At 64.1% G+C, this 21,615-nt stretch carries 19 protein-coding genes; 11 read left to right on the forward strand and 8 right to left on the reverse strand.

Translation table 11 applies throughout. The features are described from left to right. The first annotated feature begins 9 nt into the window (after positions 1-9). Positions 10-1,248, forward strand: coding sequence for a TIGR02270 family protein (locus tag V3H56_RS13715; RefSeq protein WP_047738586.1), 1,239 nt, complete (start codon positions 10-12; stop codon positions 1,246-1,248). Positions 1,249-1,277: 29 nt separating this feature from the next. Here V3H56_RS13715 and V3H56_RS13720 read toward each other — a convergent pair whose 3' ends face one another. The 3 genes from V3H56_RS13720 to V3H56_RS13730 all read right to left on the reverse strand — a co-directional run bounded on the left by V3H56_RS13720 (position 1,278) and on the right by V3H56_RS13730 (position 4,671). Continuing rightward, a complete protein-coding gene (locus V3H56_RS13720; protein WP_047738588.1) occupies positions 1,278-2,180 on the reverse strand; it encodes a LysR family transcriptional regulator in 903 nt (300 codons plus the stop codon). 82 nt (positions 2,181-2,262) lie between these two features. Next, a complete protein-coding gene (locus tag V3H56_RS13725) occupies positions 2,263-3,483 on the reverse strand; it encodes an MFS transporter (protein ID WP_338474764.1) in 1,221 nt (406 codons plus the stop codon). Between the two features lie 270 nt (positions 3,484-3,753). After that, positions 3,754-4,671: a LysR substrate-binding domain-containing protein gene (locus tag V3H56_RS13730; protein ID WP_042728582.1), complete on the reverse strand. Its 918-nt coding sequence runs from the start codon at positions 4,669-4,671 to the stop codon at positions 3,754-3,756. Positions 4,672-4,860: 189 nt separating this feature from the next. Between V3H56_RS13730 and V3H56_RS13735 the strand changes: the two genes are divergently transcribed. From V3H56_RS13735 to V3H56_RS13760, 6 genes are all read left to right on the forward strand, one after another. Continuing rightward, positions 4,861-5,610, forward strand: a complete 750-nt coding sequence (locus tag V3H56_RS13735) for an SDR family NAD(P)-dependent oxidoreductase (protein WP_047738590.1) — start codon at positions 4,861-4,863, stop codon at positions 5,608-5,610. Positions 5,611-5,709: 99 nt separating this feature from the next. Next, entirely contained in the window at positions 5,710-7,011 is a 1,302-nt protein-coding gene (locus tag V3H56_RS13740) for an MFS transporter (protein WP_047738593.1), read from the forward strand. A gap of 18 nt (positions 7,012-7,029) precedes the next feature. Further along, positions 7,030-7,878 carry a transketolase gene (locus V3H56_RS13745; protein ID WP_042732247.1) on the forward strand — a complete coding sequence of 283 codons (849 nt, stop codon included), beginning with the start codon at positions 7,030-7,032 and terminating at the stop codon, positions 7,876-7,878. Next, a complete protein-coding gene (locus V3H56_RS13750) occupies positions 7,875-8,882 on the forward strand; it encodes a transketolase family protein (RefSeq protein WP_042732248.1) in 1,008 nt (335 codons plus the stop codon). Before V3H56_RS13745 ends, V3H56_RS13750 begins: the two co-directional genes overlap by 4 nt. A 48-nt stretch (positions 8,883-8,930) precedes the next feature. Beyond that, positions 8,931-9,872, forward strand: a complete 942-nt coding sequence (locus V3H56_RS13755; RefSeq protein WP_123579051.1) for an alpha/beta hydrolase — start codon at positions 8,931-8,933, stop codon at positions 9,870-9,872. Between the two features lie 71 nt (positions 9,873-9,943). Continuing rightward, a complete protein-coding gene (locus V3H56_RS13760; protein ID WP_338474765.1) occupies positions 9,944-11,710 on the forward strand; it encodes a S8/S53 family peptidase in 1,767 nt (588 codons plus the stop codon). Between the two features lie 11 nt (positions 11,711-11,721). Here V3H56_RS13760 and V3H56_RS13765 read toward each other — a convergent pair whose 3' ends face one another. The 5 genes from V3H56_RS13765 to V3H56_RS13785 form a co-directional block, all read right to left on the reverse strand. Beyond that, the gene (locus V3H56_RS13765; protein WP_338474766.1) at positions 11,722-13,332 is read right to left on the reverse strand and encodes a gamma-glutamyltransferase family protein; all 1,611 of its coding nucleotides are present in this window, start codon (positions 13,330-13,332) and stop codon (positions 11,722-11,724) included. Between the two features lie 28 nt (positions 13,333-13,360). Next, positions 13,361-14,140 carry an amino acid ABC transporter ATP-binding protein gene (locus V3H56_RS13770; RefSeq protein ID WP_042731709.1) on the reverse strand — a complete coding sequence of 260 codons (780 nt, stop codon included), beginning with the start codon at positions 14,138-14,140 and terminating at the stop codon, positions 13,361-13,363. Between the two features lie 2 nt (positions 14,141-14,142). After that, positions 14,143-14,919, reverse strand: coding sequence for an amino acid ABC transporter permease (locus tag V3H56_RS13775; RefSeq protein ID WP_047738600.1), 777 nt, complete (start codon positions 14,917-14,919; stop codon positions 14,143-14,145). A gap of 12 nt (positions 14,920-14,931) precedes the next feature. Next, positions 14,932-15,738, reverse strand: coding sequence for an ABC transporter substrate-binding protein (locus V3H56_RS13780; RefSeq protein ID WP_047738603.1), 807 nt, complete (start codon positions 15,736-15,738; stop codon positions 14,932-14,934). Positions 15,739-15,812: 74 nt separating this feature from the next. Beyond that, a complete protein-coding gene (locus tag V3H56_RS13785) occupies positions 15,813-16,481 on the reverse strand; it encodes a GntR family transcriptional regulator (RefSeq protein ID WP_047738605.1) in 669 nt (222 codons plus the stop codon). Positions 16,482-16,786: 305 nt separating this feature from the next. Between V3H56_RS13785 and V3H56_RS13790 the strand changes: the two genes are divergently transcribed. The 4 genes from V3H56_RS13790 to V3H56_RS13805 are packed head-to-tail and all read left to right on the forward strand — an operon-like array spanning position 16,787 to position 21,574. Further along, positions 16,787-17,899 carry an AI-2E family transporter gene (locus tag V3H56_RS13790; RefSeq protein ID WP_047738606.1) on the forward strand — a complete coding sequence of 371 codons (1,113 nt, stop codon included), beginning with the start codon at positions 16,787-16,789 and terminating at the stop codon, positions 17,897-17,899. 7 nt (positions 17,900-17,906) lie between these two features. Continuing rightward, complete coding sequence (locus V3H56_RS13795; protein WP_047739557.1) at positions 17,907-19,448, forward strand: efflux transporter outer membrane subunit; 1,542 nt, start codon at positions 17,907-17,909, stop codon at positions 19,446-19,448. Next, entirely contained in the window at positions 19,441-20,562 is a 1,122-nt protein-coding gene (locus V3H56_RS13800; RefSeq protein ID WP_042731704.1) for an HlyD family secretion protein, read from the forward strand. The genes V3H56_RS13795 and V3H56_RS13800 overlap by 8 nt, the downstream gene beginning before the upstream one ends. Then, positions 20,552-21,574: a DUF2955 domain-containing protein gene (locus V3H56_RS13805; protein WP_042731703.1), complete on the forward strand. Its 1,023-nt coding sequence runs from the start codon at positions 20,552-20,554 to the stop codon at positions 21,572-21,574. The genes V3H56_RS13800 and V3H56_RS13805 overlap by 11 nt, the downstream gene beginning before the upstream one ends. Positions 21,575-21,615: the final 41 nt, after the last annotated feature.

Raw genomic sequence — 21,615 nt, forward strand, 5'->3', positions numbered from 1 at the left:
AGAGACGTCATGGCCTCCATCTCAACAATGATCGAACAACACGCCGAAGAGGCCTGCTTTCTCATTCTCCTGCACGACTACGCCGTGCGTGCGCCCCACTACGATCTCGATGACCTCGGCAACCTGGACGAACGGATCGACGCCCATCTCGATGGGCTGCGCATCGCCGGTCCGGAGGGACTGGAGGTGTTGCTGGCCCAGTTGGGTCCACACTCGGTCGGTGAACTGTTCGCCTGTGTGGTGCTGGCCTTCCAGTCGGCCAATGCGAAGGTGTTGTCACGACTCAGCGAGCAGGTGCGAGGCGCCGCGGAAACGGAGCGTGGCTACCTGATGGCTTTGGGCTGGCTGGACTGGGCGTGTGTCTCGCCCTGGATCGACCGCATGCTCGCCTCCTCCGAACCGTTGTTCCGACGCCTCGGCCTGGCTGCCTGCGGAATGCATCGTCGCGACCCTGGCCAGGCCCTGCCAAGCGAGCTGGCCCAGGCTGAACCCAGTGTCCTGGCGCGCGCCGCTCGAACGGCCGGCGAGTTGCGTCGGCGTGACCTGCTGCCAATGCTTCAGGCCCATCGCCGGCATCCGGATGCAGGCGTGCGTTTCTGGAGCCAGTGGGCCTGCGCGCAGATGGGCGATGAACAAGCCTTGGAAAGCCTGCGCCCGTTCGCCGAGCAACCGGGGGAGTACCAGTACCGCGCGCTGTGTGTGTTGTTGGTCTGGCAGCCGCGCGACCTCAGCATTGCCTGGATCCGCCAGGTGCTGCAGAACCCTGCACAACAGCGCATCGGCCTCCAGGCCCTGGGCTTGCTGGGTGACCCGGTCAGCGTGCCGTGGCTGATCCAGCAAATGAGCGAGCCGCCCTGCGCCCGCCTGGCTGGCGAGGCTTTCAGCCTGATCACCGGCGCTGATCTGGGGCTGCTCGATCTGGAGCGGCGGGACCCGCCGGATTTCGATGCAGGCCCCAACGACGACCCGGCAGACCCACAGGTCGCCATGGACCCCGACGAAGACTTGCCGTGGCCCGATCCGCCGTCAGTCGCCGCCTGGTGGCAGGCCCATGAAAGCGAGTTCCAACCGGGCATCGGCTACACGCTGGGCTTGCCCCAGAGCGAAAACAGTTACCGCAAAGCCCTTGTCCACGGCCAGCAACGCCAGCGCCTGGCGGCGGCCTGTGGCATCGCCCGCTATCGACCGACCGAGGTGCTGTTCCCCACCAGTGCACCGGCGCGACGACAACGGCAGTTATTGCGCTAACGCCCAAGGCATGGCTGCGCGGGCCGCTTTCACGCCGCGGCCAGAATCTCCTGGAGAAACCCGATGAACACGTTGATGCGGCTCGAACCACGATGATTGGGCAGGTACAACGCGTTGATGCAGGTGCTGGCACTGCCCGGATTGACCTCGTATTGCTCCAGCAGCCGGATCAATCGGCCTTGGGCGACATCCTCGCGCACCAGCCAGTCGGCCAGCAGCGTCACGCCGCCGCCGGCAATAGCGGCCTCGCGCAGGATATCGGCGTTGTTGCTGTGCAAGCGTCCCCGCACATTCAGCGAGAGGGTTTCACCGCTGGCCCGGAACGTCCATTGCGGGTGGGTGCCGCCATAATCGAAGCGCAGGCATTGATGTTCAAGCAAGTCGTGGGGATGAGCGGGTACGCCATGGCGCTGCAGGTAACTGGGGCTTGCCAGCACCCAGCGTTGGAAGCCGCCGAGCCGTTTGCTGACGATCTCTTCGCTGACAACCGTCGACCCCAAGCGCACCGACACGTCGATCTGCTCGCTCAACAGATCGCCCACCTGGTCGTTCAGCGACAGGCTGATCTCCAGGCCTGGATGGCGCTCCAGCAAACGGCTCAAGTGCGGTGCGATGATGCGACGACCGAATTCCACCGGCACGCTGACTCGCAGCGCCCCCTTGGCCTCGTTTCCCCGGTCGGCGACGAAGGCATCGGCTTCATCCATGGCTTCCAGAATCGCCACGGCTTTTTCGAAATAGGCCTGCCCGGCAGTCGTGACGCTGATGTGGCGGGTCGTCCGGTTGAGCAGGCTGGCCCCCAGCGCCTGTTCCAACCCCGCGACCTGGCGGGTGACCGACGAAGTGGCGATGCCAAGTTTGCGCGCCGCCGAGGAGTAACCGCCGCAGCGCACGGTCTCGACAAACATCTTCAGGGCCAGCAACTTGTCCATGAATGGCTTCCGATCAAGAACGAACGGTGCCGATTGTGCATCACCGTTGGCCCGCCGTCTTGCCGCACGGTGCGTCACCACACTATTGGCCGTGGGCCACTGGCGCCGCGCGGACTCCGCGCGCCAAGAACAGCACCAGCGCCAGAGCTGGAATCACGGCCACCGCGAGGGCCGAGACGGTCCAGCCAAATTGCTCGTAGAGTGGACTGGCGACCAGCGAGCCCAAGGCACCCCCCACGAAGATGCTGGTCATGTACACCGCATTGAGCCGCGCCCGGCTGTGGGGGTCGAGGGCGTATACCTCGCGTTGCCCCAGTACCATGCTCAGTTGCACGGCGAAATCCAGCAGCACGGCGCACGCCACCAAGCCAACATAGCCGTGGCCGGGCAATGCTGCGATCAGCAAGGAAATCGGTGCCAGTAACAGCGCCACCCGCGTGCCCTTGCGACCGTGGCCGGCATCGGCCAGGCGCCCGGCGATGGGCGCTGCGATCGCGCCCACTGCGCCCACCAGGGCAAACAGCGCGACCTGGGTCTGGTCGAAGCCGTGGTTGCGCATCAATTCGATGGGGGCGATGGTCCAGAACAGGCTGAAGCTGGCGAACAACAACCCTTGGTACAGCGAGCGCTCACGCAAGACCGCATGCCGCCGCGCCAAAGCCAGTACCGAACCGATCAACGCCGCATAACTGGCCCGATGGGTGGGTTCCCGGCGTGGCAAAGCCACGGCCGTGACCGATGCGATAAGCGCCATCAAGGCCGCCGCGCTGAAAAATACCCCGCGCCAGCCGAACGCTTCGACCAGCAGGCTCGACAGCGGCCGCGACAGGAGGATCCCCAGCAGCAGGCCGCTCATGATGTTGCCCACCACGCGACCACGGCTGGCCTCCGGCGCCAGATGCGCCGCCAATGGCACGAGAATCTGCACGGCCACCGAGGTCAGGCCGATCAACAGCGAAAAAACCAGGAACATCGAGGGCGTCTGGGACAAACCGGCCAACAACAGGCTGACACCCGCCGCCAGTGTAAGCCCCACCACCAGACGCCGGTTTTCCAGAAGGTCGGCCAGCGGCACCAGGAACAACAGTCCCAGGGCGTAGCCGAACTGCGTGAGCGACACGATCAGGCTCGCCTTGGCACTGGACAGGCCGATCTGCGGCGCGATCAGCTCGACGATCGGCTGCGCATAGTAAAGATTGGCCACGACCGCGCCGCAGCAGAATGCCAGGAACGCGACCATCAGGCCGGACAGCGAAGCACTCGTTTTGGCAGGGGCCGTAGCCGCTGGATTGCCCGTGAGCATGATGACACCTCGTCAAGATAAGGAAGTGTCATCCAGGCTAAAGATCGGCGTGCATCAGGAGAATCCGTGCTTCGGGCAACACAGTGATGCGCCGCGCGCAACGACGGGCTTGTGGTGGCGGGCAGGTGCAAAGGGGTTGGATCAGGGGCCGCTTTCGCGAGCAAGCTCGCTCCCACAAAGAGGAGTGGTGTCCTGTGGGAGCGAGCTTGCTCGCGAAGGCGCCATCGAGGCCACGCACACATCCGACAGCGAGTGAATCCTCACCCCCGCTCAGAACACAAAGCCATGCCCCAGCTCACTCTCCATCCACTCCAGGAAGCGCCTGACCCTGGGAAACCCCGAGTGCGCCTTGGGAAACACCAGGTGATGCGCCGCCACCGGCGCGCTCAGGGTCTGCGGCGCGACCTCGACCAGTGACCCGCTGGCCAGGTACTTCTGGGCCAGCAGCGTGCTTTCCAGGGCAAAGCCCAGGCCATGGCTCGCGGCTTCCAACGTCATGTACGACCGGTCGAAGCTCAACGCGTAGGGCTTTTCCGGGCGTGACAGACCGTGCTGGGCGAACCACTCCGGCCACTTGAGCAGTGTGGCCTCGGAAAGGATCAAGTCTTTTTCCAGCAGGTCCGTCGCGCTGACGATGCGGTGCCGGGCGAGCAACGCGGGAGACGCCAGGACCGCAAAAGTCTCGTTGCGCACGGTGCGAACTTCGTAGCTCGGCCAATTGGGCTGGCCATGGCGGATATCGACGTCGATCTTGTCCCGGCTGAAGTGCAGCGACTCGTACGAGCAGGACAGGTTGATCTGGATATCCGGATGGCTCAGGCGAAACGCCTCCAGGCGCGGCATCAGCCAGAGCAAGCCGAAACTGGGTGCGGAATGCAGCCTGAGGCAGTCGAGGCTGATGTCGCTGGAGGCCCGTTCTGTCGCAACTTCCAGGCTGTGCAACAGCCCAGAGATGTCTTTGAGGTACTGCTCGCCCACCGGGGTCAGCGTGACGCCACGGGCGGCGCGAACGAAGAGCTGGCGGCCTATCATCGCCTCCAGTTTCGCCAACTGGTGACTGATGGCCGAGGGCGTCAGGTCCAGCACTTCGGCCGCCCTGGCCAGGTTGCCAAAGCGAGCAGTTTGCTCGAAGGCCTGAATAGCTCTCAACGGTGGCAGGTTCGCTGGCGCATTATCGTCATCGCGCATAGAGGCTCCGCGCATATTTATTGTGGTTTCAGGGGCCACCTGCATTCAAACATCCACGGCGCGGTTTGACGAGAGGTGAATTTTCTTCACCTACCAGTGAAGTTTGCGTTATTGCTCGTGGCCCTGGGTCGGAACACTCTGAATCATCGATCACCTATCGAACCATAAAAACAATCAGAGGAACCGCTCATGCTGCTTCAAGGCAAAATCGCAATCATCACCGGCGCCGCATCGGAACGTGGCATCGGTCGGGCCACCGCCGTGACCTTCGCCCGACAAGGGGCGCGCGTGGTGATCCTGGACCTGGATGAGTCCGCCGCACGTGACGCCGCGGCGTCCCTGGGCGAAGGTCATCTGGGCCTGGCTGCCAACGTCGCCGACGAAACCCAGGTCAAGCAGGCCGTCGCCCAGGTTCTCGAACATTTCGGCCGCATCGACGTGCTGGTCAACAACGCAGGCATCACCCAACCCATCAAGACACTGGACATTCGCCCCGGCGACTACGACAAAGTGCTCGACGTCAGCCTGCGTGGCACGCTGTTGATGTCCCAGGCAGTCATTCCAGGCATGCGGGCGCGATCGTCGGGCAGCATCGTGTGCATGTCCTCGGTATCGGCGCAGCGCGGGGGCGGCATTTTCGGCGGCCCTCATTACAGCGCCGCCAAGGCCGGCGTATTGGGCCTGGGCAAAGCCATGGCCCGGGAATTCGGGCCGGACGGGATCCGGGTGAACTCGATTGCCCCCGGCCTGATCCACACCGACATCACCGGTGGCCTGATGCAGGATGAGCGGCGTCACGCGATCATCGAAGGTATCCCGCTGGGACGCCTGGGTGCCGCCCAGGATGTGGCCAACGCCGCGCTGTTCCTCGCCAGCGACCTCTCCTCCTACCTCACAGGCATTACGCTGGATGTCAACGGCGGCATGCTGATTCACTGATGACACGTGAGCAGGTCGGCAACGGCCTGCGCTGTTCTGGATCGATGACACGCCGGCGATCACGCCCGGCGGTCTATAAAAACAAGAGATCGGACCATCATGATCACCACCCTGACGCTCGACGCGGTCTCGACCGTGCGCTCCACTGCCTACCGCAAGACGGCCTGGCGCCTGATGCCGTTCCTGATGCTGTGCTATCTGTGCGCCTACCTGGACCGGGTCAATGTGGGGTTCGCCAAACTCCAGATGATGAATGACCTGGCCCTCAGTGAAACCGTGTATGGCCTGGGCGCCGGCATGTTCTTCCTGGGCTATTTTCTCTGCGAAGTGCCCAGCAACCTGATTCTCCACAAGGTCGGCGCCCGCCGCTGGATCGCCCGGATCATGATCTCCTGGGGGATCATCTCCGCCCTCTTCGCCTTCGTCGAGACCGCCTGGCAGTTCTATGCCTTGCGCTTTCTGCTGGGGGTGGCCGAAGCAGGCCTGGCGCCGGGTCTGTTGCTGTACCTGACCTATTGGTTTCCGTCCTATCGGCGCGCCAGGATGACGGTCCTGTGGTTCATCGCCATTCCGCTGTCAGGCATGATCGGCGGCCCGCTGTCCGGCTGGATCATGAACCAGTTCGCCGGTTTCCATGGCTGGAGCGGCTGGCAATGGATGTTTGTCATCGAAGCCATTCCGACCGTCGTCGTCGGCTTGCTGGTGCTGTCCTACCTGAAAGATGGGGTGCATCAGGCCACCTGGCTGACCGATGATGAAAAAGCGCTGGTCACTCAGGAGCTCGCCGAGGACAACCGCTGCAAGGTCACCCATGCCTCGCCACGGGAATTCATCCGCGATCGGCGCCTGTGGTTGCTCGCCGGGATCTACTTCTGCGTCGTCATGGGGCAGTACGCGATCACCTTCTGGCTACCGACGCTGGTCCGCAACGCCGGGGTCTCCGATCCCTTGCACATCGGCCTGCTGACCAGCCTGCCCTACCTGTGCGCAATCGTCGCCATGCTGCTGATGGGCCGCAGCGGCGACAAGCACCGCGAGCGTCGCTGGCACCTGGTGGCCCCCATGATCGCCGGCGCCATAGGCCTGGCGCTGGCCGCCCTGCTCGGCACCAACCTAGTGCTCTCGATCCTGAGCCTGTGCCTCGCGGCAGCCGGCGTGCTATCGGCCTCGTCACTGTTCTGGATGCTGCCGACCACGCTGCTCGGCGGGGTGTCCGCCGCGGCCGGCATCGCCGGCATCAACAGCTTCGCCAACCTGGCGGGTTTCTGCTCGCCGTACCTGATCGGCTGGATCACCACCACAACGGGCTCCAGCGCCATCGGCATGTACCTGATCACCGGGGTGTTGTGCCTCGGCGCCTGCCTGGTCCTGCGCATCCCCGCCGCCTCGGTCAATCGTTAAGTTATCGGAGTCGTCATCATGACTGTAACCGCACCGTCCACATCGTTATCGGCCCTGGCTGATCGCGCCCACAACATCCGCCGTCATGCGCTGCGCATGGGCCAGGTCCAAGGCCAGGGCTATGTCGGCCAGGCGCTGGGGGCGGCCGACCTGCTGGCCGTGTCCTACTTCCATGCCCTGCGTTACCAGCCGCAGAACCCTGAATGGGAGCAGCGCGACCGTTTCTACCTGTCGATCGGGCACTACGCGATTGCGTTGTACGCGGCCCTGATCGAGGCTGGCGTGATCCCCCTCGACGAGCTGGAAACCTACGGCTCGGACGACAGCCGCCTGCCGATGTCGGGCATGGCGGCGTACACCCCGGGCATGGAAATCACCGGCGGCTCCCTCGGCCATGGCCTGGGCATCGCCGTGGGCGCCTGTCTTGGGCTCAAGCGCAAGGTATCCGACGCGTTCGTCTACAACTTGCTGTCCGACGGCGAACTCAATGAAGGCTCGACCTGGGAAGCCGCGATGTCGGCCTCGCACTGGAAGCTCGACAACCTGATCGCGATCATCGATGTCAACAACCAGCAGGCTGACGGTCATTCCAGCGAAGTGCTGGCGTTCGAACCGATCGTCGACCGCTGGCAGGCATTTGGCTGGTTCACCCAACGGGTGGATGGCAACGACATCGCCGCGCTGGTCACTGCTTTCGACGCCGCCCGCCGACATCCAGGGGCCCAACCCCGGGTGATCATCTGTGACACCAAGATGGGCAAGGGCGTGGACTTCCTCGAAACACGTGAAAAGACCCACTTCATCCGTGTCGACGAAAACGAATGGGATCTGGCATTGAACAATCTGAAGGTCGGGAGAACCGTATGAGCAGTGTGAACACCCCCGCGAACGGCAAGAAGCGCCTGACGACATCGGCCATGATCGCCTCGATCGCCGCCGAAGGCCAGGCGACCCGCTCCGCCCCCTTCGGCCATGCCCTGGCCGCACTGGCCGAGCAGCGTTCGGACATCGTCGGGCTGTCGGCCGACCTGTCGAAGTACACCGACCTGCACATCTTCGCCAAGGCCCATCCGGAGCGGTTCTACCAGATGGGCATGGCCGAACAGCTGCTGATGAGCGCCGCCGCCGGCATGGCCCGTGAAGGTTGCGTGCCGTTCGCCACCACCTACGCCGTGTTCGCCTCACGCCGTGCCTATGACTTCATTTGCATGGCCATCGCCGAAGAAAACCTCAACGTCAAGATCGTCTGCGGCTTGCCCGGGCTGACCACCGGCTACGGGCCAAGCCACCAGGCCACCGATGACCTGGCGATCTTTCGCGCCATGCCGAACCTGATGGTCATCGACCCTTGCGACGCGCTCGAAATCGAACAGGCGGTGCCGGCCATCGCCGCGCACAACGGGCCGGTGTACATGCGCCTGTTGCGCGGAAACGTGCCACTGGTGCTCGACGAGTACGGCTACACCTTCGAGATCGGCAAGGCCAAGACCCTGCGCACCGGCAAGGACGTGCTGATCATTTCCACCGGCCTGATGACCATGCGCTCGCTGGAAGCGGCGCAGAAGCTCCAGGCCGACGGTGTCGACGTCGCCGTGCTTCACGTCCCGACCATCAAGCCGCTGGACGAGCAGACCCTGCTCGCCGAGGCTCGTAAGCCGGGGCGCCTGGTGGTCACGGCCGAGAACCACTCGGTGATCGGCGGCCTGGGCGAGGCGGTGGCGACCGTACTGCTGCGCAACGGTGTCACGCCAACGTTCAGACAGATCGCGCTGCCCGATGCGTTCCTCGATGCCGGCGCGCTTCCAACACTCCACGACCGCTACGGCATCTCGACCCAGGCAGTCTGCGCACAGATCAAAAGCTGGCTGTAGACGCTCAAATCGCAGGGGCTACGGCCCCTGCTTCGCCAGGAGACACGAATGGATGCGGCAGCATTGCTTGACCCAGCGTATCGAGTGTTTCTCGAAGAAACGCCCAGTGACTGGACGCTCGCCACCCTGCCCGACATCCGGCGCCGGGTTGGCAGCGGTTACAAATCGCCCCACGATGCCCGCGGTGAAGTCCGGTGGACAATGGACACGCCAGCGACGCCAGGCGTCCGCTTGCGCCTGTACCGGCCCGACGCAGCGCCTGAAGGTCAGCCGCTGGCAAGCCTTCTTTACTTGCATGGCGGCGGCTTCGTACTGGGCTGCCCCGAGATGGCGGACGATTACCTGGCCGACCTCGCCAACGCACAGCAGGTAGTGATCGTGGCGGTGGATTATCGGCTCGCGCCGGAGCATCCGTTCCCGGCCGCTCTGCAGGACGGACACACAGCCCTCGACTGGATGGCTCGCAACAGTGAACCCCTGGGCCTGGACATCAATAGAGTGCTCATCATGGGCCACAGTGCCGGCGGCGGCCTGGCCGCTGCCCTGGCCATCTCCGCGCGGGACAGCGGCCTGCTCGCCATTGCCGGCCTGGTGCTCGTCTACCCGATGCTCGACCACCGAACAGGCTCACCCTGCGCCCCTGTCGCCAACCCCACCACCGGGCAATTGAGCTGGCGGCCGGAGGCCAACCAGTTCTGCTGGCAATGCCTGCGCGGCGCCTATGCCCTGGACGATGAACGCGTGCCGCTGTTCTCTCCCGCCCTGGCGCGGGACCTGACGGGGTTGCCACCGACGTTCATCTGCGTCGGCGCGCTGGACCTGTTCCTGGAGGAAGACGTAGCGTTCGCGCTGAAGCTGTCGCGCGACGGCGTAGCCGTGGAACTCCATGTGTACCCCGGCGTGCCGCATATGTTCGATCAACACCCCGGTGCGCTCAGCGAGCGGTGCCACAGGGATGTTGCGTGGGCAATCGAGAAGTTCTGCCGCTGACGGCGCCAAGGAACGTTACGGTGAATCCGGCAGTCGGAGCAATCAGGCCCCTTCCCAAGGAAAATCACCCCATGCCCCTGCGTTCCGCCGCCCTCGCGGCCTTGTTTGTCCTAGCGAGCCACTGCGCGAGCGCGGCACAGGAGCCGCTGCGCCTGGAGGGCCTCAAGCGCTGCGGCGACCTGCTGAACGATCAGCGCCAGGATTGGTGCCTGACCGTGCGAGGGCTGGGCGAAGCCGTTCCGACACTGCATCTGGGGGCAAAGGCACTCCCTACGGACGTGGTCCGGCGTGAGGGCAACGCCCTGCGGCTAAGCTTGGCCAGCCGCGGATACCAGAGCGGCCCGCTGTGGCTGGAAGACGGTTCGCGCCGCAGCAACGCCGCCTGGCTGAGCCTGCGCGACAGCCATGTGCTGGCCGCCGGACCGGGTGAAGTGGCGAAGAATATGGATGGCTTGACCACCTACGTCGACCTGGTCAGCGTGCTGATCGAAGAAGATCACGATGGCCGCCAGGAAGCCGAGCGCCTGGCCCGCAAGTACGGGGCGACGGTGGTCGGGCGCATCGCCCCACTGAACCTGTACCAGCTTCGCCTGCCGGCCAAGGACCTGGTCCAGCGTGATGCCCTGGTGCTGCGCCTGGGCGGCGAGACCAGTGTCGATGCGGTGGTCGTCGAGGAGTCCGCCGCCGAAGAGGCCGAGCAGGCACCGGCTCGCCCCGAGGAACCCGACAAGCCCTCGCCGGACTCCGATGAATGGGCCGCCAATCGCTTCCTCGACGCGGTGAACTACTACCTGCGACGCATCCCCGGGCGCCAGGCTCCCATCCCGGTGCAACCGGTGCGCATTGGCCTGATCGAGCGCGACGTCGACTTCGACACCGCCGATTTCGCCGACTACGTCGGGCCGTGCACGCTGCCGCGCACCTGCGTCTACGCGCGTGACGCAGACAAGCCGGACAACCATGGCACCACCGTCGCCGGCATCCTCGCGGCGCGCTGGAACGACGGCGGCAACAGCGGTTTCCTGCGCGGCCTGGACAAGGCCAGTGGGGGCTTCGAGGTCATCGTCGAGCGCAACTCCGATGCCGGGATCACCGCCAACATCGCCGCCTCGGTCAACCTGGTGGAAGACGGCGTGCGCGTGCTCAACTGGAGCTGGGGCATCCACCGCGTCGGCGCCAAGGACGTCAAGGGCGATGACGTGGATTCCCTGCTGCGCTCGGGCATTGCCATGGGCGGCTACGAGGAACTGTTGGAAGAGTTCTTCCTGTGGCTGCGCAAGGAACACCCCGACGTGGTGGTGGTGAACTCCGCCGGCAACGGCTCGTCGTTCTCGGGCACCGATGAATATCGCCTGCCCTCCTCCTTCATCACCGAACAACTGCTGGTGGTCGGCGGGCATCAACGCAGCGAGCGCGAGGACGTGGCCGTGGACGACCCCGGCTACGCGGTCAAGCGCAGCTCTTCGAACATCGACATGCGCGTCGACATCACCGCGGCCGCCTGCGCCCACGCCTCGACCGCCCGCGCTGGCGAGGAAGGCGCCGTGCATTGCGGCACCTCCTACGCCACGCCGATGGTCGCCAGCCTGCTGGCGGCGATGCTGTCCATCAATCCGCAGTTGCAGCCCGAGCAATTGCGCATGCTGCTGCGCCGCAGCGCCATGACCATCGGTGACAATCACGACTTCGAAAGGATGGACGCGGAAGACCTCACCGCCCCCATCCTGCCATCGGAGCGCCGCTACCAGCTCAACGACCGGGACGTCGGCCGTTCAGCGCGGCTGGACATGCAGAAGGCGCTGGACCTGGCGGTGCAAAGCCGCGAGCGGGTGCGCTGAAGCGGCCGTCATCACCAGACCGCAATATGCGAATCCGCCCGAGGCTCGGTCCCGCCACACAACACGCCACTGACCGGGTCGCGAAGGATGATCTGGCCGCGCCCATAGTGGGTCAGGTCGCTGCTGACCTGCACCTGATGACCCCGCCGGGCCAGGGCGTTGACCAGATCCGCTGACGCGCCGTGCTCGATGCCCACGTTCATCCCGCCCAGCCATTGCCAGCGTGGCGCGTCCAGGGCCGCCTGCGGGTTCAAGCCGAAATCCACCAGGTTCATGACCATCTGCACATGCCCCTGGGGTTGCATGTAGCCGCCCATGACGCCAAAGGGGCCAAGGGCCTGGCCATTGTGGGTGAGGAAGCCGGGGATGATGGTATGGAAGGTTTTCTTGCCTGGGACCAGGCAGTTGGCATGCGCCGGATCGAGGCTGAATTCCTGCCCGCGATTCTGCAGGGCAATGCCACTGTCGGGCAGCACCACCCCGGAGCCGAAGCCGTGGTAGTTGCTCTGGATGAACGAGACCATGTTGCCTTCGGCATCGGCGGTTGCCAGGTACACCGTGCCGCTGGCGTGGGGATCGCCCGGCGCGGGTGGCTGCGCCTGTTCGCCGATCTGCGCGCGGCGTCGGGCGCTGTAGTCATCGCTGAGCAAGTCTGCCACGGCCACGCGCATGTGCGCAGGGTCAGTGATGTAGTGCAAACCATCGCTGTAGGCCAACTTCATCGCTTCGAGCTGGCGGTGCCAGGTCTGTTGGCTGTCACGGTGATCGAAACGGAACCCTTCGAGCAACTTCAGCGCCATCAAGGCCACCAGGCCCTGCCCGCTCGGTGGGATTTCCCAGACATCGACGCCTCGATAATTGACGTGGATCGGCTCGACCCACTGGGCGCGATAGTCCTTGAGGTCCGCGCTGCGCAAGTAGCCACCGCTGGCACGGGAATGGGCATCCAGGCGCTCGGCCAGGGCACCGCGATAGAGGCTTTCGCAGCGGGTGGCGGCGAGTTCTTCAAGGGTCCGGGCCTGGGCCGGGTTGCAGAACACCTCCCCGGCCCGCGGCGCGCGGCCGTCGATCAGGAACGTTTCGAACCATGCCTGCAGCACCGGGTCGCGATGGGGCGTGAACTCGTCCAGAGCCGCCTGCCATTGATGGGCAACCACCGGCGACAGCGCAAAGCCGCCTCGCGCCAAGCTGATCGCCGGTTGTAGCAACTCGGCAAAAGGCAATTTGCCGAAACGCTGCGACAGCTCGGCCCAGGCCGATGGGCATCCCGGCACGGTCACGGGCGTCCAGCCATAGAGCGGCATCTTCCCATGGCCGGCGGCCTTGACCGCTTCGATGCTCAGGGCCGCCGGCGCGTGGCCGTTGCCATTGAGGCCGTGCAGTTGGCCCTGGCTCCAGACCAGGGCGAAGGCGTCGCCGCCGATTCCGCAGCCGGTGGGTTCGACCACCGTCAGCGCCGCCGCCGTGGCGATGGCGGCATCGATGGCATTGCCGCCTTTTTGCATGATCTCGATACCCGCTTGTGCGGCCAGGGGCTGGGAAGCCGCCACCATGCCGCGACGGGCAAAGACACTCTGGCGTTGCGAGGGATACGGGTGCTCGTGAGCCGAAAATTTCAACATGACAAAGTCTCTTCACCGACGAAATGAATCAAAGCACGCGACTGAGAAAAGCCCGGGTACGCGGATGGCTGGGATGACTGAAGATCTGCTCCGGCGGACCTTGCTCGATGAGCTCGCCCTGGTCCAGCACCACCACGCGGTCCGCCACTTCGCGGGCGAAGCCCATTTCGTGGGTGACCACCACCATGGTCATGCCGTCCTCCGCCAATTCCTTCATCACCTGCAAGACCTCCCCGACGGTTTCCGGATCGAGGGCGCTGGTGGGTTCGTCGAACAGCATCGCCTGGGGCTTCATCGCCAAGGCGCGGGCAATCGCCACGCGCTGCTGCTGGCCGCCGGAAAGCATCGAGGGGTAATGGTCGGCCTTGTCCGCCAGGCCAACCCGTTCCAGCAGACTGCGGGCCTGCTCCAGAGCAGCGCCGCGCGGCGTCCCAAGCACCTGGATCGGCGCTTCGATGATGTTTTCCAGGGCCGTCATGTGGGGGAACAGGTTGAAGCGTTGGAACACCATGCCGATGTCCCGGCGCTGGCGGGCGATGTTGCGCTCCGAATCACGCACCAGGCTGCCATCGGCGCGCTCGCGGTAACCCATGGCCCGGCCGTTGACACGAATGCGCCCGGCCTGGATGTCCTCCAGCAAGTTGATGCAGCGGATGAACGTGGTCTTGCCGGAGCCGGACGCGCCGATCAGCACCACCACCTCGCCACGGCGCACCTGTAGGGAAATGCCCTTGAGGATCTGCAAGTCGCCAAAGGACTTGTGCACGTCCAGCGCCTCGATGATCAGTTCTTCGCTCTTGTGCGCCATGGTCAACGCTCCCTCAACAGTTTAAGGCTGCTGCGCCCGAACATCCGGGTAGCGGCCGGCGGCGGCGACGATGGTCGGTCCGATTGCCCGAAACGGGCTTCCAGCCAGCGCTGGAAAAAGCCCCAGAGGGTGGTCAGCAACAGGAAATAGATCGCCACCACCAGGTACAACTCGAACACCCGGAACGTCGCGGACGTAACCATTTGCGTGCTGAGCAGCAGCTCCTGCACACCGATCACACTGACCAGCGTGGTGTTCTTGAGCATGACGTTGAACTCGTTGCCCAGCGGCGGCACGATGAACCGAAAGGCCTGGGGCAGGATGATCCGGCGCATCAGCTTGGCGAAGGTCATGCCCAGGGAGCGCCCGGCTTCATACTGGCCCTTGTCGACCGCGCCGATGCCGGCCCGGATGATCTCGGCCATGTAGGCGCCTTCGTTGAGACCCAGGGCAATGATCGCCGCCTGGATATTGCCGGGGATCACCAGGCCGAATAGCTCAATGTCCTCGAAGCGGAACACCCCTCCGGCCGCCAGCGCGGTGTAGAGGAAGACAATCTGCACCAGCAATGGCGTGCCGCGCATCAACCACACGTAAAAGCGCACGGGCATGTGCAGCAATGGGTTCTTCGACAACCGTAGCAAGGCTGCGGCCAACCCGAGCACACAGCCCAGCAGCATCGCCAGCACGCTGATCACGCAGGTCAGCCACAGGCCGGTGAGGTAGACCCCACTGGGCTGTAGCAGGTACTGCCAAAACACATCCCAATTGAAATTCATCGACGCCTTCCCTCAATCGAGCGTATCGCTGGCGACGTGCCAGTTGCTGAGCAATTGGCGGTAGCTGCCGTCGCTGCGCATGTCGTTGATGATTTGCTGCACCGCAGCGCTGAGTTGCGGATCGTCCTTGCGAATGCCGATGCCGGTGAGGATTCGGCTGAAGGCCGGTACGCCTTCCTCGAACAGATCGGGGGCCATGGCGGCGTAGTAGCCGGCGGTTTCCACGGTGGTGCCGTAAGCATCGACCTGGCTGATGCGCAGTGCCTGGAACGCATCGGTGTCGGTGTTGTAGACCACCAGTTTCATCGGCGGCTTGCCGGCCTTGGCCAGCGTGTCATTCTCGGCGTCGAGCAGGGTCTTGATGGTGGAACCGTTGAGCACCGCGACCTTGCGGGTGGACAAGTCTGTCAGTGTCTTGATGCCCTTCGGATTGCCCTTGGGCACCACCACCGCCTGGCTGGAATACATGTAGTTGACGATGTCGATGACTTCCCGGCGCTCGGGCTTGTCGAACAGTTGGTCGACGATCATGTCGCACTGCTTGGCCAACAGCGCCGGGACCAGACCGGAGAACGGAATGACCCGCCATTGCACCTTCTTGTCCCCCAGGCGCTTGGCGATCTCCAGGCCCAGGTCGACCGTCAGCCCCTTGGGCTTCTGCGCCTCATCGAAGGCCACCAGCGGCGGCGAGTCCATGCCGGAGCAGTAGACCAGTGTGTCGACCTTGAGCAAACGCTCCGGTACGACGGGGGCGGCCTGCGCCCACTGAGTACACAATCCCAAGGTTATTGCAGCGATCAACAAGCGAGGCTTATGCATGACCAGACACTCCAGTTCGGTGGGTAACGGGCAGTACTCAGCGTCAAAACAAGGCAGGCTCGTGCCTGCTCTGGCTATTTTTTCGATTGCAGGAAACGGATCAGTTCAGGGACGGTGCCTTCGATATGGGTGCGTATGACTGCCTCGGCCTTCTCGGCATCGCCGGCCCGTATGGCCTCGAGGATCACCGCATGCTCCTGGCGTGCGCTCAACGGCTTGTCGACATGCTGCAACCACAGGCGCATAGGCGCTTCCACCAGCGCGTAGAGGGCGCTGATCTGCTTGAGCAATCGCGGGCGACCGCTGAGGCTGCACAGGTATTCATGAAAGGCCCGATGCCGGCTGACCCACTCGGCGCTCTCGTCGCGGTAGTCGTCCATCTCATCCAGCAGGCGTTCAAGCGCGGCCAGTTGCCGGGCGCCGATGCGCCCCACCGCGACGCGCATCGCCAGGCCTTCGAGGGCGCTGCGCATTTCGAAGACTTCCTGCAATTCATCGATGTCCAGGCCACTGACCACCGCCCCGCGATTGGGCCGCAACGTCACCAGACCCTGGGCGTCCAGGCGGCGAAACGCCTCGCGCACCGGCATCCGGCTCATGCCGATCTCACTGGCGATGTCCTCGGCGATCAGCCGGTCGCCCTTGTGAAATCGTCCGCCACAAATAGCCTCCAGCAGGAAGTTGTAGGCCTCTTCCTCGGCCGTCATCGGAGGGCGTTCAGCAAACGTAGGAGCGAATTGCATGGCAGCACCTTCTGCATTTTTGTATCCAATTATCCATAGATTCAAAAGAGCAGGATGCATGCCAGCTTCGAGCATGACCGGACAAGTAACTGATTTATTGAAAAATATCTTCGGTAGGAGCCATTTCGTACGGTGATGGTGGTCAGTAAGTGTGCTACCGAACGGCTCACCGGCGCCCCTTGAATGTGCAAGACGGTAGCCCGGTAACACCGGCGTCGTATCTGGCGTCGGCAGCACGACGGCGCACTGTCCATTCTCCACTACACTGGGTGAATTCGAGCTGCTCACCCCCTGAGGATACTCAGATGCCCTCTGTGCCAGTTTCCCAAACCCCGTGGTCCCGCAGCATGCTCGATGTTTTGATTCGCGCCGGCCTACTTGCCGTCATGGTGTTCTTCTGTTACCGGATCTTCAGCCCCTTTCTCGATTTGATGCTGTGGGCGGTGATCCTGGCGATCACCCTCTATCCCGTGCAAATAAAGCTGAAAGACAGGCTGGGTTTGAGCGACGGGTACACCGCGACGCTGCTGGTATTGATCACATTGGGTATCCTGGCGATTCCGACCCTGTTGCTGGGCAACTCGCTGGTGACCTCGATCCAGGGCGTGATGACCGACATCAAGGGCGACAATCTCCAGGTTCCGCTACCGCCCGATACCGTCGCTAACTGGCCGCTGGTGGGCAAGCCACTGCAACAGCTGTGGATGCGCGCCGCCACCGACCTCCCGGCTCTGGTGCAGAGCTACATTCCCCAGATCAAGCACTTCAGTCTTTCCCTGTTGAGTAAAGTCGCCGGTTTTGGCTTGGGCTTCCTCATCTTCGTCGGTTCGCTGATTGTTGCGGGTTGCTTCATGGCCTATGGTGAACGTGGGCACGCCAGCGCCATCCAGATTGTCTCGCGTATCTGCGGCGCGACCAAAGCCCACAGGATCACCCAACTGTGCACCTCGACCATTCGCGCGGTAGCGCTGGGGGTGATTGGCATCGCCTTTATCCAGATGCTGCTGGTAGGCCTGGGCTTCGTGTTCATGGGAGTGCCCGGCGCTGGTCTACTGGCGCTCGCCGTCCTGCTGATCGGCATTATGCAATTGCCGGCGACGCTGATTACCCTCCCAGTCATCATCTTCGTGTTTTCCACCGAGGGCGCGAGCACCACGACCATCGTCTTCGCCGTGTATGTGTTTGTCGCCGGTCTGGTGGACAACGTGCTCAAGCCGCTGTTGCTCGGCCGTGGGGTCAACGTGCCGATGCCGGTGATCCTGATCGGCGCCCTGGGCGGCATGGTCACCGGTGGCGTAATCGGCCTGTTCGTCGGCCCGGTGGTGCTTGCCGTCGGCTATCAGTTGTTCTGGCAATGGGTTGCCGCCCGGCCGCCGGAAGTCGCCGTCGAGGATGAGCTTCCGCCCGGCGCGCAGTAGCCCGGCCATGCGCGCCTCTCTGCATGGCGTCGCGCTTTGGCTGGCTGTCTTGTTCCTCGTCGCCTGCACCCGCCTGGGCCCGGACTTCCAATCGCCCGGCGAACCCTGGACAAAGACCTGGAACAGCCCAGCCATCGAGCACGCCAGCCATCGCCAGCACAGCCCGGACCTGCGCCAGTGGTGGCAGGTGTTCAGCGACCCGACGCTCGAACGCCTGATCGCTGAATCCGACGTCCATAACTCAAGCCTGAAGATTGCCGGTCTAAGGGTGATGGAAGCGCGAGCACAGTTGGGCATCGCGCAAAGCCAACGCTATCCGCAACTGCAACAAGCCAGCGCCGACACGCTGTACGCCAAGCGGTATCAGTCCGGGGGCAGTAACCCTCGGGACAGTCGATTCTGGCAGTACAGCGCCGGTTACGACATCGGCTGGGAGCTGGATTTCTGGGGCCGTTTTGCCCGCGCCATCGAGTCCGCGGACGCCGCTTACTTTGCGGCCCAGGCCAACTATGAAGACGCATTGGTGCTGCTGCGCGCCCAGGTCGCCATGACTTACTTCGCCTTGCGCACTACTGAAGCTAGACTGCGGGTGGCCCGGGAAAACGCGGCTCAACAACTGCGCAACCTTGAGATCACGGAAAAGCTCTACGCCAGCGGCCAGATCGCCGAACTCGACGTGCAACAGGCCAAGACTCAGTACCTGGGCACCTCCAGCAGCATTCCGAGCCTGGAAGACCAGGCCGCTCGCACGCGCAACGCATTGGCAGGGCTGATCGGTCAACCGCCAGGGGCCCTGTCGCTGCGGGATGAAAGCACTGGCTTGATCCCACTGGTGGACCGGGCCGTGTTGCAGGACGTGCCGGCCGAGCTGTTGCTGCGACGCCCGGATGTGCGAGCCGCTGAGCTCAATGTCGCCGCACAATCGGCCTTGATTGGCGTGGCCGAGTCCGAGCTTTATCCATCGCTGACGCTGCTGGGCAGCATCGTCTGGTCCACCGACTCGCTGAGTGGCACCTCCAACAACCTGGACCTGGTGGGCGGCCCCAGCTTGCGCTGGAACCTGTTCGACCATGGCCGGATCCGCAATAACGTGCGCGTCCAGGACGCCCGCCTGCAACAACTGATCGAGGCCTATCGCGAACAGGTCCGTCAGGCGGCGCGCGAAGCCGACGACGCCGCCACTGGACTGATCAAGGCGCTCGAACGCGAGCGCATTCTGCGCCAAGCCGCGCAGGCGGCCCAACGTTCGCTGGTGTTGGCCAACACCTGGTATCGCGAGGGCTACTCGGATTTCCAGCGGGTCCTGGACGCCCAGAGCGCGCTGTTGCAACAGCAGGACAACTACCTGATCAGCCGCAGCGACGCCGTAAACAACCTGGTCGCACTGTACAAGGCGCTGGGCGGAGGCTGGCAGAGTGACCAGCCTCTCGTGGACCCGCAGACCCGGCAATCTATGGAGCAACGCTCTGACTGGGGCAACCTGCTCACCCCTCCGACCGCCGCGCCGCCATCCGCCGCGGCAGCGCTCAAGGTGACCGACCATGACTGAAGCGCCGTCCCCCGCTCCGGCTCCAGTGCCCGAGGCCGACCCGGTGAACAGAGGCATCAAGTGGGTACTGCTGCTGATCGTGCTGAGCCTGGTCTGGTATTTATTGTCAGACCGCTTTACACCCTATACGCAGCAGGCGCGTGTCGGGGCCTTCGTCATTCCGGTGGCGTCCGAGGTCGCCGGTCGGGTAACCCGGGTCAACGTGCGCAACAACCAGGACATCGACGCCGGTGAGCTGCTCTTCGAGGTGGACCCATTGCCGTACCGGATTGCTGTCGACCGGGCCCGCGCCGAATTGGAAGCCACCCGTCGCCAGATCGGCGCCAACACCGCCGGCATCGCTTCGGCGCAGGCTTCGTTGCGTGCAGCACAAGCCAACGAGCTCAAGGCACGCCAGGACAATCAGCGCCTGGAGGGGTTGTACCGGGCCGATCCGGGAACCATTTCCGTGCGCGTGCTTGAGATCTCCCGCGCGACTCGCGAGCAGGCAACCAGCCAGGTCGCCGCCGCGCGCGCCGAGGTGCAACGGGCGCGCGAGCAGGAAGGCGGCAGCGACGAAGCCAACGCTTTGCTGCGCAGTGCCACCAGTGCCGTGCAGAAGGCTGAACTGGACTTGGCCAACAGCCAGGTACGCGCGCGCTCAGCCGGCCTGGTCACCGACCTGCGCACAGATGTCGGCCACTTTGCGGCGGCGGGCACGCCGGTGATGACCCTGATCGCCATCCACGATGTCTGGATCAGCGCGGACATGACCGAGAACAACCTTGGGTTGATAACCGTCGGTACACCGGTCGCCATTGTGCTCGATGCGTTGCCCGGCGAGGTATTGCAAGGGCGCGTGCGCAGTATCGGCTACGGCGTTGAAGTGAGCCAGGGCACCGCGCCCGGCACCCTGCCCACGGTGCGCAACAGCCGTGACTGGCTGCGTCCCGCGCAACGCTTCCCGGTGACGATCGAATTTTCTGCCGACGCCCGGGAGCGCCTGCGCACCCTGGGCGCGGTGCGGGCCGGTGGGCAAGCCGAGATAATGGCGTTTCCCTCGGAGGACAACCTGTTGAACCCGCTGGGCCGTGTGTTTCTGTGGTTGATGAGTTGGCTGTCCTATGCCTATTGAGCGAAGCGTGCGTGCCCAACGAGCGTTGCGACTGGCGAGCGGCACGGCGTCGAGTCTGGCGATCGGTTTCGGCCTGGACCTGCCGATTCCATTCCTTGCCCCTGTTCTTGCCATGATCCTGGCAATGACTCACCGGCCATTGTCCGCCGAGGACTGCCTGAAGCTGATGCTGGCGGCAATACTGACCACAGGTTGCGGACTGTTACTGATCCCTGTCCTGCGCTATTACCCGTTGTGCGGCGTCCTGCTGGTGGGGCTCGGTCTGTTCGTGGCATTCCGCTACGGCTTGTCGGGTGGCAATGTCCTGGTGATGACGTTCCTGGTCATCGGCCTGACCATGATCCCGGCTGCCGGTACCGCTGACTTCGGCGCTTCGGTCATGGTCATAGCGGCGCTGGTCCAGGGATTGCTCCTGGCGGTCGTCGCGCTGTTCTTCAGTCATTGTCTGTTTCCCGAGCCCAGCCAGGCGCCGACGCCGCCCATGCCGACAAGCCCATCCCCCAGCGACACGGGCCGACTGGCGCTGCGGGCCACCTTGATCGTGCTCCCCACGTTCCTGCTCGCCTTGATCGAACCCACCAAGTACCTGCCCATCATCCTCAAGGCCGTCGGCCTGGGCCAGCAAAGCTCCAGCACTGCCGCCAGCCAGGCCGGACGCGAGCTGCTAGGCTCGACGTTGCTGGGCGGATGGCTGGCGGTCGCGTTCTGGTGCGTCCTGAGCCTGTTCGTGCACCTCTGGATGTTTTTCCTGTGGACACTGCTGGTTGCCTTGTTGCTGGGCCGTAAGTTGTATGGCCTGGACCACACGCGGCTAAGCCCCGGTTTCTGGCTCAACACACTGATGACGATGATCATTCTGCTCGGCCAGTCAGTCCAGGACAGCGCAGCGGGCAAGGATGTCTACACCGCGTTCGCCGTACGCATGAGCCTATTCATTGCCGTCACGCTGTACGCGTGGCTGATCGTTCACTGGCTTGACCGTCATCGATCAAACCTGCCTGCCCCGGGGTAAAACGCGTAGCAACGCGAGCAGGTTTGCTCCACAGGAACGGC

The sequence above is a fragment of the Pseudomonas sp. MS646 genome (genome assembly GCF_036693845.1).
GTDB lineage: Bacteria > Pseudomonadota > Gammaproteobacteria > Pseudomonadales > Pseudomonadaceae > Aquipseudomonas > Aquipseudomonas chlororaphis_E.

Coding starts and splice junctions, on each gene's coding strand:
- V3H56_RS13715 (WP_047738586.1), top strand. CDS start 10: ATGGCCTCCATCTCAACAATGATCGAACAACACGCCGAAGAGGCCTGC.
- V3H56_RS13720 (WP_047738588.1), bottom strand. CDS start 2,180: ATGGACAAGTTGCTGGCCCTGAAGATGTTTGTCGAGACCGTGCGCTGC.
- V3H56_RS13725 (WP_338474764.1), bottom strand. CDS start 3,483: ATGCTCACGGGCAATCCAGCGGCTACGGCCCCTGCCAAAACGAGTGCT.
- V3H56_RS13730 (WP_042728582.1), bottom strand. CDS start 4,671: ATGCGCGATGACGATAATGCGCCAGCGAACCTGCCACCGTTGAGAGCT.
- V3H56_RS13735 (WP_047738590.1), top strand. CDS start 4,861: ATGCTGCTTCAAGGCAAAATCGCAATCATCACCGGCGCCGCATCGGAA.
- V3H56_RS13740 (WP_047738593.1), top strand. CDS start 5,710: ATGATCACCACCCTGACGCTCGACGCGGTCTCGACCGTGCGCTCCACT.
- V3H56_RS13745 (WP_042732247.1), top strand. CDS start 7,030: ATGACTGTAACCGCACCGTCCACATCGTTATCGGCCCTGGCTGATCGC.
- V3H56_RS13750 (WP_042732248.1), top strand. CDS start 7,875: ATGAGCAGTGTGAACACCCCCGCGAACGGCAAGAAGCGCCTGACGACA.
- V3H56_RS13755 (WP_123579051.1), top strand. CDS start 8,931: ATGGATGCGGCAGCATTGCTTGACCCAGCGTATCGAGTGTTTCTCGAA.
- V3H56_RS13760 (WP_338474765.1), top strand. CDS start 9,944: ATGCCCCTGCGTTCCGCCGCCCTCGCGGCCTTGTTTGTCCTAGCGAGC.
- V3H56_RS13765 (WP_338474766.1), bottom strand. CDS start 13,332: ATGTTGAAATTTTCGGCTCACGAGCACCCGTATCCCTCGCAACGCCAG.
- V3H56_RS13770 (WP_042731709.1), bottom strand. CDS start 14,140: ATGGCGCACAAGAGCGAAGAACTGATCATCGAGGCGCTGGACGTGCAC.
- V3H56_RS13775 (WP_047738600.1), bottom strand. CDS start 14,919: ATGAATTTCAATTGGGATGTGTTTTGGCAGTACCTGCTACAGCCCAGT.
- V3H56_RS13780 (WP_047738603.1), bottom strand. CDS start 15,738: ATGCATAAGCCTCGCTTGTTGATCGCTGCAATAACCTTGGGATTGTGT.
- V3H56_RS13785 (WP_047738605.1), bottom strand. CDS start 16,481: ATGCAATTCGCTCCTACGTTTGCTGAACGCCCTCCGATGACGGCCGAG.
- V3H56_RS13790 (WP_047738606.1), top strand. CDS start 16,787: ATGCCCTCTGTGCCAGTTTCCCAAACCCCGTGGTCCCGCAGCATGCTC.
- V3H56_RS13795 (WP_047739557.1), top strand. CDS start 17,907: ATGCGCGCCTCTCTGCATGGCGTCGCGCTTTGGCTGGCTGTCTTGTTC.
- V3H56_RS13800 (WP_042731704.1), top strand. CDS start 19,441: ATGACTGAAGCGCCGTCCCCCGCTCCGGCTCCAGTGCCCGAGGCCGAC.
- V3H56_RS13805 (WP_042731703.1), top strand. CDS start 20,552: ATGCCTATTGAGCGAAGCGTGCGTGCCCAACGAGCGTTGCGACTGGCG.